A 13,370-nucleotide genomic window follows, 5' to 3' on the forward strand; every position below is an offset into this window, starting at 1 on the left:
CCCCGCCCTCCTCCTGTCCGTTTTCCCTGGGGGGGGAGGGCGCGCCCTCCCCTCCCCCCCCCCCCCCCCCCCCCCCCCCCCCCCCCCCCCCCCCCCCCCCCTGCGCCTGGGCGACTACCCACACTCTTCGGGTTCATGCCCGACGAGCGGGGCGTGCGGACGGCTGCTGCGGCCGGGCCCCGGTGCGTTCAGTTCCCGCTGGACGTCGCTTCCCGGTAGAGGTTCTGGACTTGCCGGTCGAAGGCGACGCTGTAGGAGACGTCGGGGGTGTCGCCGCCCTGTTCGTAGCCGCCGATGACTCCCATGACCGTGCCCGGGCCGTCGCCGGTGACCCAGGGGCTTCCGCTGGTGCCGCCGGTCATGCCGGTGCAGTAGATCTCGTTCTGGGTGCTGCCGGCCGGGGAGATGTCGTTGGTGCAGGTGATCGGGGTCTGCGAGGTCGCCGGGTAGGCGGTGAGGGTGACGCGTGCGTGCCTGCCTTCGTCGGTGCCCAGGGTGTAGCCGCCGACCTGGGACTGGATGGTGTGGCCGTGCAGGGGTGCGACGACGGCGAAGGCGACGTCGTCGTCGGGGTTGGAGTCGGCCGTCCACTGTGGGTCGACGACGATGCGTTGCAGGTGCCACACGCCGTAGGGGGCGACGCCGTCGTGGTAGGCGGGGACGAAGACGTCGGAGGTGGAGCCGAGGCAGTGCGCGGCGGTCACGATGAGGTTCCGGCCGGGGCTGTCGACCACGCTCGCCGTGCAGTGGTGCGACCCGCTCAGACCGTCGCTGCCGAACAAGGCCCCTACCTGCGGGGGCAGTTGGGAGGCCGGAACCGTCCGTGAGCGGCCCGGGGAGACGTTTGCCGCGCAGGGGACGCGGTGGCGTGCGGCGCAGGCCGAGCGGGGGCGGCGGACGGGGACGGTGAGGCGGTCGCCTTCGGAGGGGCGGGGGACGGTCGCCGGTGTCCCGCGCTGCTGGAGTGCCGCGGTGGACTCACCGTCCGCTTGGCGTTCACGGCGCGCAGACCGAAGATCTTGCCGGCGGCCGCTGCGCCGCCGGTGCACGCTACGAGGCACACCGCAACGCACGCCGCGATCAGCGCCGGTCTGCGACACCGGGCGCGTCCGGTGTGCCGCCTGCCCCTGTCCGTCGCCCCCTGCATCGTCATGGGTTCGTCTCGCTTCCCTAGCCGTCTGTCCCCTGGTACCCCCACATGCCGCACATGTGCCTGAGGATCACGTCGCGCCGTGATGCCCGGATGGGAGGCGGATGGGAATCGGATGAACTCGGCCGCGAGGCGACCGGGCTGCTCCCGGGGAGCGGGTCGGCCGTGTTCCCGGCCGGGTCAGGCGAGCGCGCCCTTCTCGCAGATCTGCCGGGCGACCTCGCGGATTTTGATGTTCTTCTTCTGCGAGTAGCGGCGCAGCACGTCGAACGCCTGGTCCTCGGTGAGGTGATGGCTGCCCATGAGGATGCCCATGGCTTCGCCGATCACATGGCGGGTGGCGATGGCCTGCTCCATCTGCGCGGTGGTGCGGGCGCTGGAGAAGGCGACCGCGGCGTGCGAGGCCAGTAGCCAGCCGGCGGTCTCGCTGGCCTCGGTGAACGCGCCCGGCCGACGGGAGTACAGGTCCAGCGCGCCGAGATCCTCGTCCTCGGTGAACAGCAGGAAGCCCATCATGCTGCCCACACCCAGCTCGGCGGCCTGCGGGGCGTAGGCGGGCCAGCGTCCGTGCTCCTGGGTGAGGTCGGCGATGCGGAACACCCTCTCCCCTTCGCGGGTGCGAGCGGCGTCGAAGCAGGGGCCTTCCCCGAGGTGTTCCTGAAGCCGGTCGCTTCGGACGACCAGAGTGTCGGTGGGCGCCATCGTCTGCACCCGTGTGCCGTGCAGAAGGAGGATGCCGGCCGCGTCACACCCCGCCACCAGGTCGAGGGCCGAAGCGGTGATCCGCTCCAGGGTGGCGTCGACCGAGTCCTGGGCGAGCAGGTCCCGCGCCATGGAGGCCATCTGCTGTGCGAACAAACGCCAGTCCATACCGACCTCCGTGTCGTCGACGACGTCACTCGCCCGCCGGCCGGGCCGCGGTGCTGGTCGGACACCGCCACGGCGGGCGTCGGCTCCGGCAGTGCCAGCCCCACGCCTCCAGCCTCCCACCCGTTCTCCCGTCACCTTAGAACGCCGGTCCGGCGGCCTGCGGGATCGTCGTCCCCTCGGCGGGTCCCTGTTCGCGTCGCGCCGTGCGGCCGGGGCGCTGTCGGTCCCGGAACGGCTCGTCGGCCCGAACCGGTGGTGGCTGCAGCGCCGCACCGTCCGGCAAGCGGATGCCTGTCACGCCTCCAAGGCGTCGCGGACCGTGGGGCGGCAGTCGATGAGGGCGTCGAGACCGACCAGTTGCAGAACCCGCAGGACGGGTTGCCGGACGCCGGCCAGGCGCAGCCAGCCCTGCTCGCCGTGAGCCTGGTGGGCGGCGATGAGGACGGTGATGCCGCCGGAGTCCAGGAATGTCACGCCGCCGAAGTCCGCCACGGTCCGCGGGACGGCGGTACCGGAGGGAGGCGTCAGGGCCCTGCGGAGAGAGCCGACGGTGTTGTGGTCGATCTCTCCCGTCACCGTGACCACGGTCACCCCGTCGACGAGGGTGCTGTTGATCGACAGGCGGTTCGGTTCTGCCAGTTCGTCGGTGTCTGTCACACGTCCCTCGACAACGGTTCGGTGATCTTCAAGCGGGTGCCTCCCTGAGGATGCTGCCCCAAGATGCCACGGGGATGCGCGGAAGGCCATGCGGCAGGTCTGTACCGCGCGGGAGTGGGTATACGCGGGCGTGTGAACGGGGTAGCGAAGGTGATTCGGATGGAACCAGATGTCCTCGGGGAGGACCGGATAGCACCAGAACGTAAGCCTGTGCATGTCATGGCGGCGTTGGAGGGCGACGGTGCCTGCATCGCTCAGGCCCGTCATCTGGCGGCCGACTTCCTCGCCCGGGCGGAGGCCGTCCACGGGGTGCCCGTGCCGGACCGGACGGTCGACCTGACGCAGTTGGTGGTCAGCGAGCTGGTCACCAATGCCCGCAAGTACGCGCCCGGCCCTGTGCTGCTCGAGGTGCGGATCGCGGACGGGGCGGTGGAGGTGGAGGTCTGGGACAGCGATCCGGTACTGCCGGTGGCGCGGGCGGCCGACCCCGGCCGGGTGGGGCAGCACGGCCTGGAGATCGTGATGGCCGTCGTGCAGGGGTTCGAGGTACGACGGGAGCCGGTCGGCAAGCGCATCACCGCCCGGATCGACCTGCCGGCCGAGCCGGTCGTCGACTTCACCGGACGCCGCCCCCGGCAGGCCTGATCACCCGCTCCAGCCTTTTGCCAGGAAATCCCGCCCCGGCAGGGTCCGCCGCCGATGGCGCCCGGCCGGACGTCGAGCCGTCCGGCCGGGGTGCGGCTTCCATCCCGCTCGGCCCCGCGGCACACCGCACGTTGCCGGACGCCCGGGGACGGGTACTCGGCAACGGACCCGCGACCGGGAGAGGGGGAGTCCCACCAGGCAGCGATTCGACAGACGGAACCGCTCCGCGATTCCGTCGGACGGGGCGGTCATGACCAAGGCCACTGAAGACGCGGTCGAGATCCATTTCATCGGCAACGCGACGGTCCTGCTCCGCTACGGCGAGCTGACCCTCCTGACGGACCCGAACTTCCTGCACCGCGGTGAGTACTCCTACCTCGGGTACGGGCTGGTGAGCCGCCGCCTCACCGAGCCGGCCCTCGACGTCGCCGCACTGCCACGCCTCGACGCCGTGGTTCTCTCCCACCTGCACGGAGACCACTGGGATCGCCGGGCCCGACGGCATCTGGACCGTTCCCTGCCCGTCGTCACGACCCCCCACGCCGCGCGCCGGCTCAGGACCGTGCACGGTTTCCACCGGGCGGGAGGACTGCGGACCTGGCAGGGCTGCACGCTCCGGCACGGTGACGACCAGGTGCGCATCACCGCCTTGCCGGGACGCCACGCCGGTCACCCGGTGCTGCGCGGCCTGCTGCCGCCCGTGATGGGCAGCATGCTGGAGTTCGGCCCCGCGGACGGCGCTGTCCGACTGCGGCTGTACCTGTCGGGCGACACGCTCCTGTTCGACGGGCTCGACGCCATCGCCCAGCGCTTTCCGGCCGCCGATCTCGCCGTGCTGCATCTGGGCGGCACCCGCCTGCCGGGCGGCTTCCTGGTGACCATGGACGGCGCACAGGGAGCCGAGCTCGCCCGGCGTCTCCAGCCCCGCCTGGTGCTGCCCGTCCACTACGGCGACTACACGGTGATGCGCTCGCCGCTCGCGGACTTTCTCGCCGCCGTCGCACAGGCGGGTCTGGCCGACCGGCTCGTCCGCTGCCGCCATGGGCAGCGAGCGCGGGTGAGTGCAGCCCGGGACGAGTCTCCCGCCGTGTTCTGACCTGCCGGGTTCGACGACCTGCCGGTTTCGACGACCTGCCGGTGCCGCGGTTTCCCCGGTTTCGGCGACCCGCCGGTGCCGCGGTCGCCGGTCTCGACGAGAGGGGTCAGCGCGTTCAGCGAGTTCGGCGACCGGCCGGCGGCTGGATGTAGTCCTCCAGGCGCGCCACGGCGAATCCCTGCTCCTGGATCCGCTTGAGGAGATTTCGGAACATCTCCGTCATGCCGACACCCTTGAGCTCCTTCGGACCGCGGAAGTGGGCGACGATGATGTCGCCCGGGCGCAGCTTCCTGTCCGGTTCCTGGTACTGCATGTTCTTGATCTGCATGGACTCCCGCCACCACACGATCGCCCGGGGCCCGCACTCACCCACCGCGATGCGGGTGTTGAGGTTGTAGGCGCCGTAGGGCGGGCGGAACAACAGGGGGGCGGTGCCGTACTGCCGGGTGAGGACCTGCTGGTCGCCGCACACCTCCTCCTTCTGACGGGCCGGCGGCAGCGCGCTCATCACCGGGTGGTGCAGGGTGTGGTTCTGTATGTGGTCACCCATCGCCTGCAGTTGCCTGAAGTACGCGTAGTCCGACTTTATGGCGTCGTTCATCAGGAACATCGTGATCGGGACCTTCAGGTCCCGCATCATCCGTATGAACCTGGGGTCCTTCTCCTGCCCGTCGTCGACGGTGATGAAGACGACCTTCTGCGAGGTCGGTATGTGCGTGAGGACCGGGACCGTGCCGGTGGCCGAGAGCTTCACGGGCTTGTCGGCCGGAGGCTTGGGGGGTGCGGGCAGCGGCGTCAGGCCCCACTTGTGCCAGACGTCGGCGGCGACGCGCGGCGTGGCGCTTGCGCTGCCGCCGGTGGGGGAGGGCTGCGACGAACCGGGGAGCGCTGCGGGGCCCCTTCCGCCGCCCGCGCCGCAGCCGCCGACCGTCAGGGCCGCCATGACCGCCCCCGCCAGTGTCCCGTGGAACCTGCCCCACCTGCTGCGCCGCTTCACCGCGCCGGTCTCCGTAACTGCCGTGCCGTCTCCGCCTCGGGTACGGTACCCGGCCGAACGGGTGTTCCTGCGGCGCCAGGTTGGGTGTCGCGACGCTCAAACTCCGCGATCTCCGCTGCCGGTTGAGGCCGGGCGTGCGGGCGGGGCACCGGTGATCGCGGCGCGGTAGAGGGCCTCGGTGGCGTCGCCGAAGTAGGCGCTGTAGGAGACCTGTGGCGTGTTGCCGCCGGTGTGGTAGCCGCCGATCACTCCGACCACCGCCCAGCCGCCCGGCCACGGCACCAGCAGGGGGCCGCCGCTCGTCCCGTCCACGAAGCCGTCGCAGGCGATGCGCAGGAACGTGCCGGGGTCGGCCGGATCATCGCCGGTCCACTCGGTGGTCCGGCTCCAGCACTCGAGCGGCTTCTCCGCCCCCGCCGGGTACCCGATCATGCGCACGGGGGCGTGGTGGTACCCCGTCCCGGTGAGCAACCGCACCCCGCCGACCGCGTCCTGGACCAGCGTCCCGTCCTGGTCGGGCTCGGTGACCGCGAACGCGAAGTCGTACTCGGCTCCCGCGTGTTCGCCCAGGTCGTAGTACCGCTGCGAGACGTAGACGCCGTCGTTCCGGACCGGGAAGATCCCGAAGGGCTTGAGTCCGTCGTGGTACTGCGGCACGAAGGCCAGATTGCGTTCGGGGGACGCGCCGGCGTAGCCCTTCAGACAGTGTCCGGCGCTGAGCACCAGGGTGTGTCCGGGGCTGCGCACCACGGAGCCGCTGCAGGTGCGCCCGGTGCCGGTGGCGTCGGTCCAGAAGAAGGTTCCGGCCTGGGGCATGCCGTCGAAGCTCCGGCTGGGCGGGATGTACTCGCCCGGTTGAGGCCCGTCCACCGCCGGGGAGGGGGCGGGGGTCGTCGGCCCGGCCTCGGCACCCTTGCCGGTGCCGCCGGGCAGGGCGGCCGCCATCCGGGCGGGAGTCCAGTAGGCGTCGAGCCGGACGGCGACCGGGTTCGGCCCCGTCGGAACGCCGTCGGCGGCAGCGGCCGGGGCGAGCCCCGCGGCGAACAGCAGGGCTGCCGCGCACGCGGTGGCGCAGCGGATGATCCGTGTCCGACGCACCATCAGTTCCCTTCCGGCGGAGACGAGTGGCGGTACACCATAGGCCCGGAGCCGCCGTGGCCACAGAGCGCATACGGCCAGCCGCCCCTGGCGAGGCGGCCTGCGCCCGGGGTGGGCGGAGCGGCCCCCGACCTGCCGGGGGGTGCGCGCCCCGGAGCGCCGGTGCAGAACGGTGCCGCGGCCGGGTGTCCGGAAACGAGTGTCCGATCCGCGGATGAGGTCTCTTGCGTCGCGGATCAGGTCTCTGGCGAACCGCTCGGCGAGACCGTAATGAGCCCGGGGGCAGCGGGAATGCGTCCGCGGGTGCCGTTGTTGCAGGAGGCAGCTGACATGCTCGGGCCAACCGCCGGAGGTGTCGGCGGAAGGAGGACCTCATGGCACGCACCAGCGCGCGTCCCGTCGTCAGGCTGAAGTCGACGGCCGGGACCGGCGTCACCTACGTGACGCGGAAGAACCGTCTCAACGACCCCGACCGGCTCGTCCTGCGCAAGTACGACCCGGTGGTCGGTCGGCACGTCGACTTCCGCGAGGAACGCTGAACCACTCCTCCGCCCCCAGGGGGCGGAGGACCCCCACGAGGAGGTACACCCCATGAGGCCTGGCATTCACCCCGACTCGCGCCTGGTCGTCTTCCGCGACCGCGCCGCGAACGCCTCGTTCCTCGTCCGCTCGACCGCGCGCTCGGCCAGGACGGCCGAGTGGGTGGACGGGCGCACCTACCCGCTGATCGACGTGGAGATCTCGTCGGCCAGCCACCCGTTCTACACCGGCACCTCCCGCGTCGTGGACACCGCGGGCCGTGTGGAGCGTTTCGAGCGCCGCTACGGCCGCGCGGCGGCGGCCCGCCGCTGACCCCGGCCCCGGCCCGGGCCCCGGTCCAAGGCCCGAGCAGAAGGAGAGACCCATGAAGGTGCGCAAGTCCCTGCGCTCGCTGAAGGCCAAGCCGGGGGCACAGGTGGTCCGCCGGCGCGGCGTGACGTTCGTCATCAACAAGAAGGACCCGCGCTTCAAGGCCCGCCAGGGCTGACGAACCGCCCCGCAGAACCAGGATCGGCCCGGCCCGCACCACGCGGGCCGGGCCGACTGCTGTCTCGCTCCCGCCTCCCAGGACACCGGCGCAGCGCCCGTGCGAACGGGACGCCGTGGGTCCCCTGAACGCAGGACCTAGGTCCGTTACATACGGGAATGCGCCGTATGGGTGACTCCGGGCGGTGAGCCGGTCCGTGGAATCCCGCGTCATCGGTCGGCTTTCCGCTGGTCAGCGGCGTGATGGAGGGGGTGCGTACCGGGGGATCACCTGTCCCCGCTGGTCGATGGCTTCTACAAGGGAGCGTTACGGATATGTCGGCGTTTTGTAACGCGAACGGTGCCTTTGATCCGGTGGCGGTGAAGGCGGCCACAGTGGCGGCCTCGGCACCGAGCCGGGATTCGGATGCACACCGGCCCCGACGGGGTGGGCGTGCACGAACGCCAGAAGGGACAGCTTCATGTCTGTTTCTCGTACCGCTCTTCGGCTGATCGCCGCGTGTGTGGCATCGGGCGCCCTCATCGGGGCGGCCGCCCTGCCCGCCCTCGCCGACGGGGGCAGCAACGTCGGCGTGCAGGGGAGAAGCCATGTCCGCAGCGTCCCCGCCACCGTCGGGGAGGGCAACGACCACGGCGGTGACCGGAACCGGGATCGGAACGGCGGCTGGTACCGCGACCGGGGCCACCACCACGGCTGGTACGGCGACCGTCACCACGGCTGGTACGGCGACCGTCACCACGGCCATGGCCGCCTGGGTGACTGGCTGCGCGACCGGGGCCGGCACCACGGCTGGTACGGCGAGCGGCACCACGGCCACCACCACGGCCACCACCACGGCTAGGACGTGACGCGCCCGGGCCCGCGTGGTGGACGCCCCGCTCACCGACGAGCGGGGGAGGCGGGCCCGGGCGGCGCACAGCCGGTGAGCCGCGCGGGAAGAGGGGCACCCGTGCGGTGACCCGGTGCCGACCGGGGCGGCGGGCGCAGTGGACGGGAGTGATGAGACATGGCGGACGCCGACGCGTTCATGGACCGGCTCAACCCGGAGATGTGCGTCGTCACGGCCGCGGCGGGCGACGAGCGGTCGGGATGCCTGGTCGGATTCTCCTCGCAGTGCTCCATCCGGCCGGTGCGGTTCGTGGTGTGGCTGTCCAAGGTCAACCACACCTTCGGGGTGGCCTGCTCCGCGGAGTGCCTCGCCGTCCATCTGCTGACCGGCGACCAGCACCGGCTGGCGACCCTCTTCGGCGGGGAGACGGGCGACCAGGTCGACAAGTTCTCGCAGGTGCGGTGGACGCGGGGACACGGCGGGGCGGTCGTCCTGGAGGACGCGGCGGCCTGGTTCGTCGGCACCGTCGAGCGACGCGTCGACGGGGGCGATCACGTCGGCTTCGTCCTCGAACCCGTGCAGTGCGGCCGGCGGGCCGACGGCCCCTTGCTGCGGCTCGGTGACGCCCTCGACATCAGCCCCGGCCATCCGGTGGACTGACCCGCGCCGGCGCCGTCGAAGGCCGGGCACCATGCGGCTCGCACCACCGTCCCGTCCGGGCCCGGGCCTCTTGATCAGGCCCCGGGCCCGGACGCCGTGTGCGGGCCGCTTCCATGCCCGTCGCCCACGGCGCGTGCCGAGGCGCCGGGCCGCGTGTACGCCTGTCGGGGACTGAGAGGCCCGTGGTCACCCGTGCACACGACGACGGCTTCCAAGGATTCGCCGCAGTCGCGGTGGTGGACCTCCAGAGGCGGTCCCTCGGGGTCCGCGGTGTAGCGGTCGCCCCACTGCTTGAGCGCGATCATCACGGGCCACAGATCCCAGCCCTTGCGGGTCAGCCGGTACTCGTGGCGGGTGCGCCGGCCCGGCTCGCGGTACGGGACGGTGTGCAGAACCCCGGCCGCGACCAGTTTGCGCAGCCGGTCCGACAGCACCGCATCGGACAGTCCTACGTGCCGACGGAAGTCGTCGAAGCGGCGCACGCCGTTCATGGCGTCGCGCAACACCAGCAGCGACCACTTCTCGCCGATCAGGTCGAGGGTGCGCTGCACCGTGCAGTTCTCGGTGCTGGTCTCCAGCCAGGTCATGCCACCATCGTAGGCTGGCTTTGATATTGACAGCCAGAGCCCGCGATGGCTAGCTTCCCTTTCAGAAGCCAGCGCGGGAGGGGATGCCATGACCAGGTCACGCACGTTCGAGTGGGAAGACCCGAGCGTCTCCGCGGCCGCCGTCGGGCAGCAGAGCGGTCTGGACTTCCTGCGCAGCGTGCTCAGCGGACGTCTGCCCGCCGCGCCCATCGCCGCGACCCTCGGCTTCACCCTGGAGGAGGTCGAGTTCGGCCGTGCCGTCTTCACCCTGGAACCGGGGGAGGAGCACTACAACCCCATCGGCAGCGTCCACGGCGGTGTCTACGCCACCCTGCTCGACTCGGCCGCCGGCTGTGCCGTCCAGTCCGTCCTGCCGGCGGGCATGGGATACACGTCGCTCGACCTGAGTCTGAAATTCCTCCGCCCGATGACCGTGGACACCGGCAAGGTCCGCGCTGTCGGCAGTGTCCTCAACCACGGCCGCCGTACGGCGCTCGCGCAGGCCGAGCTGTTCGACTCCGAGGACCGCCTGCTCGCCCACGCGACCAGCAGCTGCATGCTCTTTCCGGTCGCCCCGCAGTAGCCCGGCGGGCCTCGCGATCGCGGGAACGACGCCCGGGAAACCGCGGAGCCGATCACATACCAGGACGTGTTGGTCCGGCTTCGCCCATTCGCCCCGGGCAGAGCCCGGGCATCGCCGGACAGGTCTCCGCCCGGTACCGGGACCTGGCCGCCGCCCCCGGCCGGAACGACTCGGCCCGCGATCCGCCTCTGCCTGCCGGCCGACCCCCCGGCGGAGGCCGACGGCCCGCTCTCCCGAGGGCAAGCGGCAGCGGCCGTGATGAGCCGAGGTCCGCGCCGCCTGTCCGTCCGGTTCACCCGGCAGCCCGCGCCCCACCGGTCCCACCGGTCGCCCCGAGGCCGCCGATGTGACTCTTGTCATGGGCGGCCTCTTCCGTACGGCGATGCTTAGTAGCGCGCCGCCTCCTTCCCATTTGGTGTCCAGGTGTCGCCAAATGGACATTCTTCGCCGCAGGTACGCCGGTTTGTCGATCATTCGTCCACCGATGCTTCTCTGCAATTCCCCGCTTTTCTGACGGGGTTACGGGGAGCCGGGAATGCGTGGAGCCGCATTTAGCGTGCCCACCGGTGTCTGGCAAGGGTCGCGTTTTCCTACGAAAGCGCGTAGTACCCGGCGCCCATTGCCCTTGTTTCCGTGCCTTCCGAGAATGACCGGGCCGCAGGGCGTCCCGGCATCTTCTGCACTGGATCCCGTGCTGGTGGCCGGGGTTGGCGTTGCGTGCAGCGTGTACCGCGTGGCTTCCGTGCGTGGAATTGTCATGTGCAGCAAATGCCTGGGTGCCGTAAGAAGCGATGCCAATACCCAGTGAGGACGGTCGCGTGAGCAAGCACCGCAGAAGAATGCACCACCGGAAGGCACTCATAGCCGCCGTGACCATAGCCGCCGTGGGCGTCCCGTCCGTCGCCGTGGCCTGCGTGAATTCGCACGACGGACGGCCGGCGACGCACCGTTCCCACCATCACCGGGGGAAGAACGCCCATGCGGCCGCCAAGTGGTGGTGGGCGAAGGCGACACCGAGCCCCACCACCTCGGCCAAGCCGACCCCTTCGGCGACCACCGCCCCTGCCAAGCCGAGTCCTCCGGCGACCACCGCCCCTGCCAAGCCGACCCCCTCGGCGACCACCGCCCCCGCCAAGCCGACCCCTTCGGCGACCACCGCCCCCGCCACCCGGCCCGCGGCTTCGAGTACCCCGACGTCCAGTGCACCCGCCTCCGCCACGGCACGGGTCGTGGCACTCGTCAACAGCGAGCGCGCCAAGGTGGGCTGCGCACCGCTCTCCGTCAACGCGAAGCTGACGAAGGCCGCTCAGGCACACAGCGCGGACATGGCCGCCCACCAGAACATGTCCCACACCGGCTCCGACGGTTCGTCCCCGGGCGACCGCATCACCGCCGCCGGGTACTCCTGGAGCGCGTACGGCGAGAACATCGCGTACGGCTACAACACCCCGGAAAGCGTGATGGCGGGCTGGATGGCCAGCCCGGGGCACAAGCGGAACATCCTCGACTGCGGATTCAAGGAGATCGGCGTGGGCCTCGCGCAGCCCGGCTCCTACTGGACGCAGGACTTCGGCACCGCCCGCTGACCAGGTCGCCCCGCCGACGACCCACCCGGTTCGGCGGGGGCGGTGGCCCGTACCGCCGCGCATGCTCGGCCGCCCTGTGGGCCGGTGACAAAAGGGCGGCCGGCACGCTGCGTTCCTGACCGGGGCCGCGGCCTGTAACCGGCGGCGCTCCGGTCGGCAATGCGGTCGGCGGTGCGGTCGGGCGCGGGCCTCACCGTCTGCCCCGCCTCGGATGTGGTCGCCTCTGTCGTCACAGCCACCTCCCGGCCCCGCGATGTGGCTTTCGAATAGGGCAGCGGCGGGGCGGAGGACTGGGCGGATCGGTGCTCGGTTTGCGGAAGATGAGTCTTCGGGGCTGGTGGTTCGTCCGCATGTGACAAGGCACCGCGGGTGCAAGCGGCCCGGTGAAGCGGTCCCGTGATCAGGACCGGCGGCCCGTCTCCTCCGTGTGCGGGGCGCTGTCCGGCGACGGCTGCAACGTCCAGTGCAACCGCAGCAGCAGCCGTACGCGGTGGAAGAGGAAGGCCGCCATGGGGAGTTCCACGAAGACGGCGAGTGCGGCGGACGTCCAGACGGCGGACGTGCCCAGGGCGAGCGAGACGTCGAACCACGCGTCGCACACCAGGAGGACGGCGGTCGCCAGGGCCGGCAGCACCACGGCCCGGTGGCGGCGTATGCCGAGGACCGCTGTCGCCCCCAGCGCCGCCAGGAGGAGTATGTCGAAGCCGACCCAGGTGGTGCGCCACGCGTGGACCCGGTAGTCGGACGGCAGCGTCACTCCCAGAATCACCGTCCAGGGGATCAGGCCCACTGCGGAGACGATGAGCAACTCGAGCGTATGCCGTCGGCGCCGCTCGAGCAGGGGATTCCGGCCGCCCCGGCCCGTGCGGGCCGAGCCCGCCGGTCTCGAGGCGCCCTCGCGGGAGAGGGCGGACACCGGGTTCTCGGTCGCCTGGCTCATCGGCGTGTGGTTTCCTCGCGGGCCAGGGGCACGGACGCGGGGTACCAGATAGTGAGGCGACGCGTGGTGAGCCAGCCGAGGCCGGCCAGGAACACGCCGAACAGGGCGTCGGGAAGGTGCCGGCTCAGCAGCATCACCGCCGCAGCGGTGTCCAGACCCATGGCGAGGACGATGATCGCGGCGCGCTGCCAGGCTTGACGCGGTGCGCCGGCCGCCACCGGTCGGTGGGGCCGACCGCGGAAGACGGCCGAAGGGATGTGGCTCATCGCGGCCGCCTCTCCTGCCCTTTTTGATCATTGCCCATCTCAGCCTCCGGAGAGCCGAAAGTCGCCAACGACAACCGGAGAAAGGTCTCCTGTTATTCCTGCCGAGTGCCGTCAGAAGCGCGCTTCATGGCGTGATGTGCGGCACAAGGAGAACGCGGCGAGCCCGGGACTCACCGTCGGCAGAGCCGCCACATGGCGAGTTCACGGTCGTGCGCGCGCTCTTCGGTGGCACAACCGGTGACGAGAGGGACACTGCCCGGCAGACGCAAGCGGCGGCCGGGCGGGGAGGCGGGGGGGGGGGGGGGGGGGGGGGGCGGAAGAGGAGACAGCTGAAACCCAATCCCCCCTCCCCTCACCTCGTACGGGCTGTTTTTTTTTG

Annotated in this window: 17 protein-coding genes; 9 read left to right on the forward strand and 8 right to left on the reverse strand. The window is 71.4% G+C overall.

The window, feature by feature from the left end; translation table 11 throughout:
* Nucleotides 1–188: 188 nt before the first annotated feature.
* From ACZ4SW_RS18620 to ACZ4SW_RS18630, 3 genes are all read right to left on the reverse strand, one after another.
* Nucleotides 189–1,100, reverse strand: coding sequence for a trypsin-like serine peptidase (locus ACZ4SW_RS18620; protein WP_468244222.1), 912 nt, complete (start codon nt 1,098–1,100; stop codon nt 189–191).
* A gap of 230 nt (nt 1,101–1,330) precedes the next feature.
* Nucleotides 1,331–2,020, reverse strand: a complete 690-nt coding sequence (locus ACZ4SW_RS18625; RefSeq protein WP_468244225.1) for a GAF and ANTAR domain-containing protein — start codon at nt 2,018–2,020, stop codon at nt 1,331–1,333.
* Between the two features lie 294 nt (nt 2,021–2,314).
* A complete protein-coding gene (locus tag ACZ4SW_RS18630; RefSeq protein ID WP_468244228.1) occupies nt 2,315–2,677 on the reverse strand; it encodes an STAS domain-containing protein in 363 nt (120 codons plus the stop codon).
* A gap of 219 nt (nt 2,678–2,896) precedes the next feature.
* On the opposite strand from ACZ4SW_RS18630, the gene ACZ4SW_RS18635 reads away from it, so the two are divergent.
* Together ACZ4SW_RS18635 and ACZ4SW_RS18640 are read left to right on the forward strand one after the other, a co-directional pair.
* A complete protein-coding gene (locus ACZ4SW_RS18635; protein WP_468244230.1) occupies nt 2,897–3,322 on the forward strand; it encodes an ATP-binding protein in 426 nt (141 codons plus the stop codon).
* 250 nt (nt 3,323–3,572) lie between these two features.
* On the forward strand, nt 3,573–4,418 hold the full coding sequence (locus ACZ4SW_RS18640; protein ID WP_468244234.1) for an MBL fold metallo-hydrolase: 846 nt from the start codon (nt 3,573–3,575) through the stop codon (nt 4,416–4,418).
* 115 nt (nt 4,419–4,533) lie between these two features.
* Here ACZ4SW_RS18640 and ACZ4SW_RS18645 read toward each other — a convergent pair whose 3' ends face one another.
* Together ACZ4SW_RS18645 and ACZ4SW_RS18650 are read right to left on the reverse strand one after the other, a co-directional pair.
* The gene (locus ACZ4SW_RS18645) at nt 4,534–5,415 is read right to left on the reverse strand and encodes a polysaccharide deacetylase family protein (RefSeq protein ID WP_468244236.1); all 882 of its coding nucleotides are present in this window, start codon (nt 5,413–5,415) and stop codon (nt 4,534–4,536) included.
* Between the two features lie 96 nt (nt 5,416–5,511).
* The gene (locus ACZ4SW_RS18650; RefSeq protein ID WP_468244241.1) at nt 5,512–6,516 is read right to left on the reverse strand and encodes a trypsin-like serine peptidase; all 1,005 of its coding nucleotides are present in this window, start codon (nt 6,514–6,516) and stop codon (nt 5,512–5,514) included.
* Between the two features lie 371 nt (nt 6,517–6,887).
* On the opposite strand from ACZ4SW_RS18650, the gene rpmG reads away from it, so the two are divergent.
* The 5 genes from rpmG to ACZ4SW_RS18675 all read left to right on the forward strand — a co-directional run bounded on the left by rpmG (nt 6,888) and on the right by ACZ4SW_RS18675 (nt 9,029).
* The gene (gene rpmG, locus ACZ4SW_RS18655) at nt 6,888–7,052 is read left to right on the forward strand and encodes a 50S ribosomal protein L33 (protein ID WP_103844141.1); all 165 of its coding nucleotides are present in this window, start codon (nt 6,888–6,890) and stop codon (nt 7,050–7,052) included.
* Nucleotides 7,053–7,104: 52 nt separating this feature from the next.
* Complete coding sequence (locus tag ACZ4SW_RS18660; protein ID WP_468244245.1) at nt 7,105–7,365, forward strand: type B 50S ribosomal protein L31; 261 nt, start codon at nt 7,105–7,107, stop codon at nt 7,363–7,365.
* Nucleotides 7,366–7,417: 52 nt separating this feature from the next.
* A complete protein-coding gene (gene ykgO, locus ACZ4SW_RS18665; protein ID WP_006130958.1) occupies nt 7,418–7,540 on the forward strand; it encodes a type B 50S ribosomal protein L36 in 123 nt (40 codons plus the stop codon).
* A 460-nt stretch (nt 7,541–8,000) separates the two neighbouring features.
* Nucleotides 8,001–8,381 carry a hypothetical protein gene (locus tag ACZ4SW_RS18670; protein WP_468244247.1) on the forward strand — a complete coding sequence of 127 codons (381 nt, stop codon included), beginning with the start codon at nt 8,001–8,003 and terminating at the stop codon, nt 8,379–8,381.
* 165 nt (nt 8,382–8,546) lie between these two features.
* Complete coding sequence (locus ACZ4SW_RS18675) at nt 8,547–9,029, forward strand: flavin reductase family protein (protein WP_468244250.1); 483 nt, start codon at nt 8,547–8,549, stop codon at nt 9,027–9,029.
* A gap of 74 nt (nt 9,030–9,103) precedes the next feature.
* Here ACZ4SW_RS18675 and ACZ4SW_RS18680 read toward each other — a convergent pair whose 3' ends face one another.
* On the reverse strand, nt 9,104–9,616 hold the full coding sequence (locus ACZ4SW_RS18680) for a winged helix-turn-helix transcriptional regulator (protein WP_468244253.1): 513 nt from the start codon (nt 9,614–9,616) through the stop codon (nt 9,104–9,106).
* 88 nt (nt 9,617–9,704) lie between these two features.
* Here ACZ4SW_RS18680 and ACZ4SW_RS18685 point away from each other — a divergent pair, with 88 nt between their 5' ends.
* Both ACZ4SW_RS18685 and ACZ4SW_RS18690 read left to right on the forward strand, forming a co-directional pair.
* Nucleotides 9,705–10,199: a PaaI family thioesterase gene (locus tag ACZ4SW_RS18685; RefSeq protein ID WP_468244256.1), complete on the forward strand. Its 495-nt coding sequence runs from the start codon at nt 9,705–9,707 to the stop codon at nt 10,197–10,199.
* Between the two features lie 818 nt (nt 10,200–11,017).
* A complete protein-coding gene (locus tag ACZ4SW_RS18690) occupies nt 11,018–11,785 on the forward strand; it encodes a CAP domain-containing protein (protein ID WP_468244259.1) in 768 nt (255 codons plus the stop codon).
* A gap of 400 nt (nt 11,786–12,185) precedes the next feature.
* Here the strand turns inward: ACZ4SW_RS18690 and ACZ4SW_RS18695 are convergent, their stop codons facing one another.
* Both ACZ4SW_RS18695 and ACZ4SW_RS18700 read right to left on the reverse strand, forming a co-directional pair.
* Nucleotides 12,186–12,725: a hypothetical protein gene (locus tag ACZ4SW_RS18695; protein ID WP_468244262.1), complete on the reverse strand. Its 540-nt coding sequence runs from the start codon at nt 12,723–12,725 to the stop codon at nt 12,186–12,188.
* Nucleotides 12,722–12,991, reverse strand: coding sequence for a hypothetical protein (locus tag ACZ4SW_RS18700; protein ID WP_468244264.1), 270 nt, complete (start codon nt 12,989–12,991; stop codon nt 12,722–12,724). The genes ACZ4SW_RS18695 and ACZ4SW_RS18700 overlap by 4 nt, the downstream gene beginning before the upstream one ends.
* Nucleotides 12,992–13,370 lie beyond the last annotated feature (379 nt).

This window comes from Streptomyces sp. NPDC028331, from assembly GCF_055565775.1.

What these genes read in the sequence shown, in the direction of transcription:
- ACZ4SW_RS18625 (WP_468244225.1), bottom strand. Translation starts at nt 2,020, where the DNA reads ATGGACTGGCGTTTGTTCGCACAGCAGATGGCCTCCATGGCGCGGGAC.
- ACZ4SW_RS18635 (WP_468244230.1), top strand. Translation starts at nt 2,897, where the DNA reads ATGGCGGCGTTGGAGGGCGACGGTGCCTGCATCGCTCAGGCCCGTCAT.
- ACZ4SW_RS18640 (WP_468244234.1), top strand. Translation starts at nt 3,573, where the DNA reads ATGACCAAGGCCACTGAAGACGCGGTCGAGATCCATTTCATCGGCAAC.
- ACZ4SW_RS18650 (WP_468244241.1), bottom strand. Translation starts at nt 6,516, where the DNA reads ATGGTGCGTCGGACACGGATCATCCGCTGCGCCACCGCGTGCGCGGCA.
- rpmG (WP_103844141.1), top strand. Translation starts at nt 6,888, where the DNA reads ATGGCACGCACCAGCGCGCGTCCCGTCGTCAGGCTGAAGTCGACGGCC.
- ACZ4SW_RS18660 (WP_468244245.1), top strand. Translation starts at nt 7,105, where the DNA reads ATGAGGCCTGGCATTCACCCCGACTCGCGCCTGGTCGTCTTCCGCGAC.
- ykgO (WP_006130958.1), top strand. Translation starts at nt 7,418, where the DNA reads ATGAAGGTGCGCAAGTCCCTGCGCTCGCTGAAGGCCAAGCCGGGGGCA.
- ACZ4SW_RS18670 (WP_468244247.1), top strand. Translation starts at nt 8,001, where the DNA reads ATGTCTGTTTCTCGTACCGCTCTTCGGCTGATCGCCGCGTGTGTGGCA.
- ACZ4SW_RS18675 (WP_468244250.1), top strand. Translation starts at nt 8,547, where the DNA reads ATGGCGGACGCCGACGCGTTCATGGACCGGCTCAACCCGGAGATGTGC.
- ACZ4SW_RS18680 (WP_468244253.1), bottom strand. Translation starts at nt 9,616, where the DNA reads ATGACCTGGCTGGAGACCAGCACCGAGAACTGCACGGTGCAGCGCACC.
- ACZ4SW_RS18685 (WP_468244256.1), top strand. Translation starts at nt 9,705, where the DNA reads ATGACCAGGTCACGCACGTTCGAGTGGGAAGACCCGAGCGTCTCCGCG.
- ACZ4SW_RS18695 (WP_468244262.1), bottom strand. Translation starts at nt 12,725, where the DNA reads ATGAGCCAGGCGACCGAGAACCCGGTGTCCGCCCTCTCCCGCGAGGGC.
- ACZ4SW_RS18700 (WP_468244264.1), bottom strand. Translation starts at nt 12,991, where the DNA reads ATGAGCCACATCCCTTCGGCCGTCTTCCGCGGTCGGCCCCACCGACCG.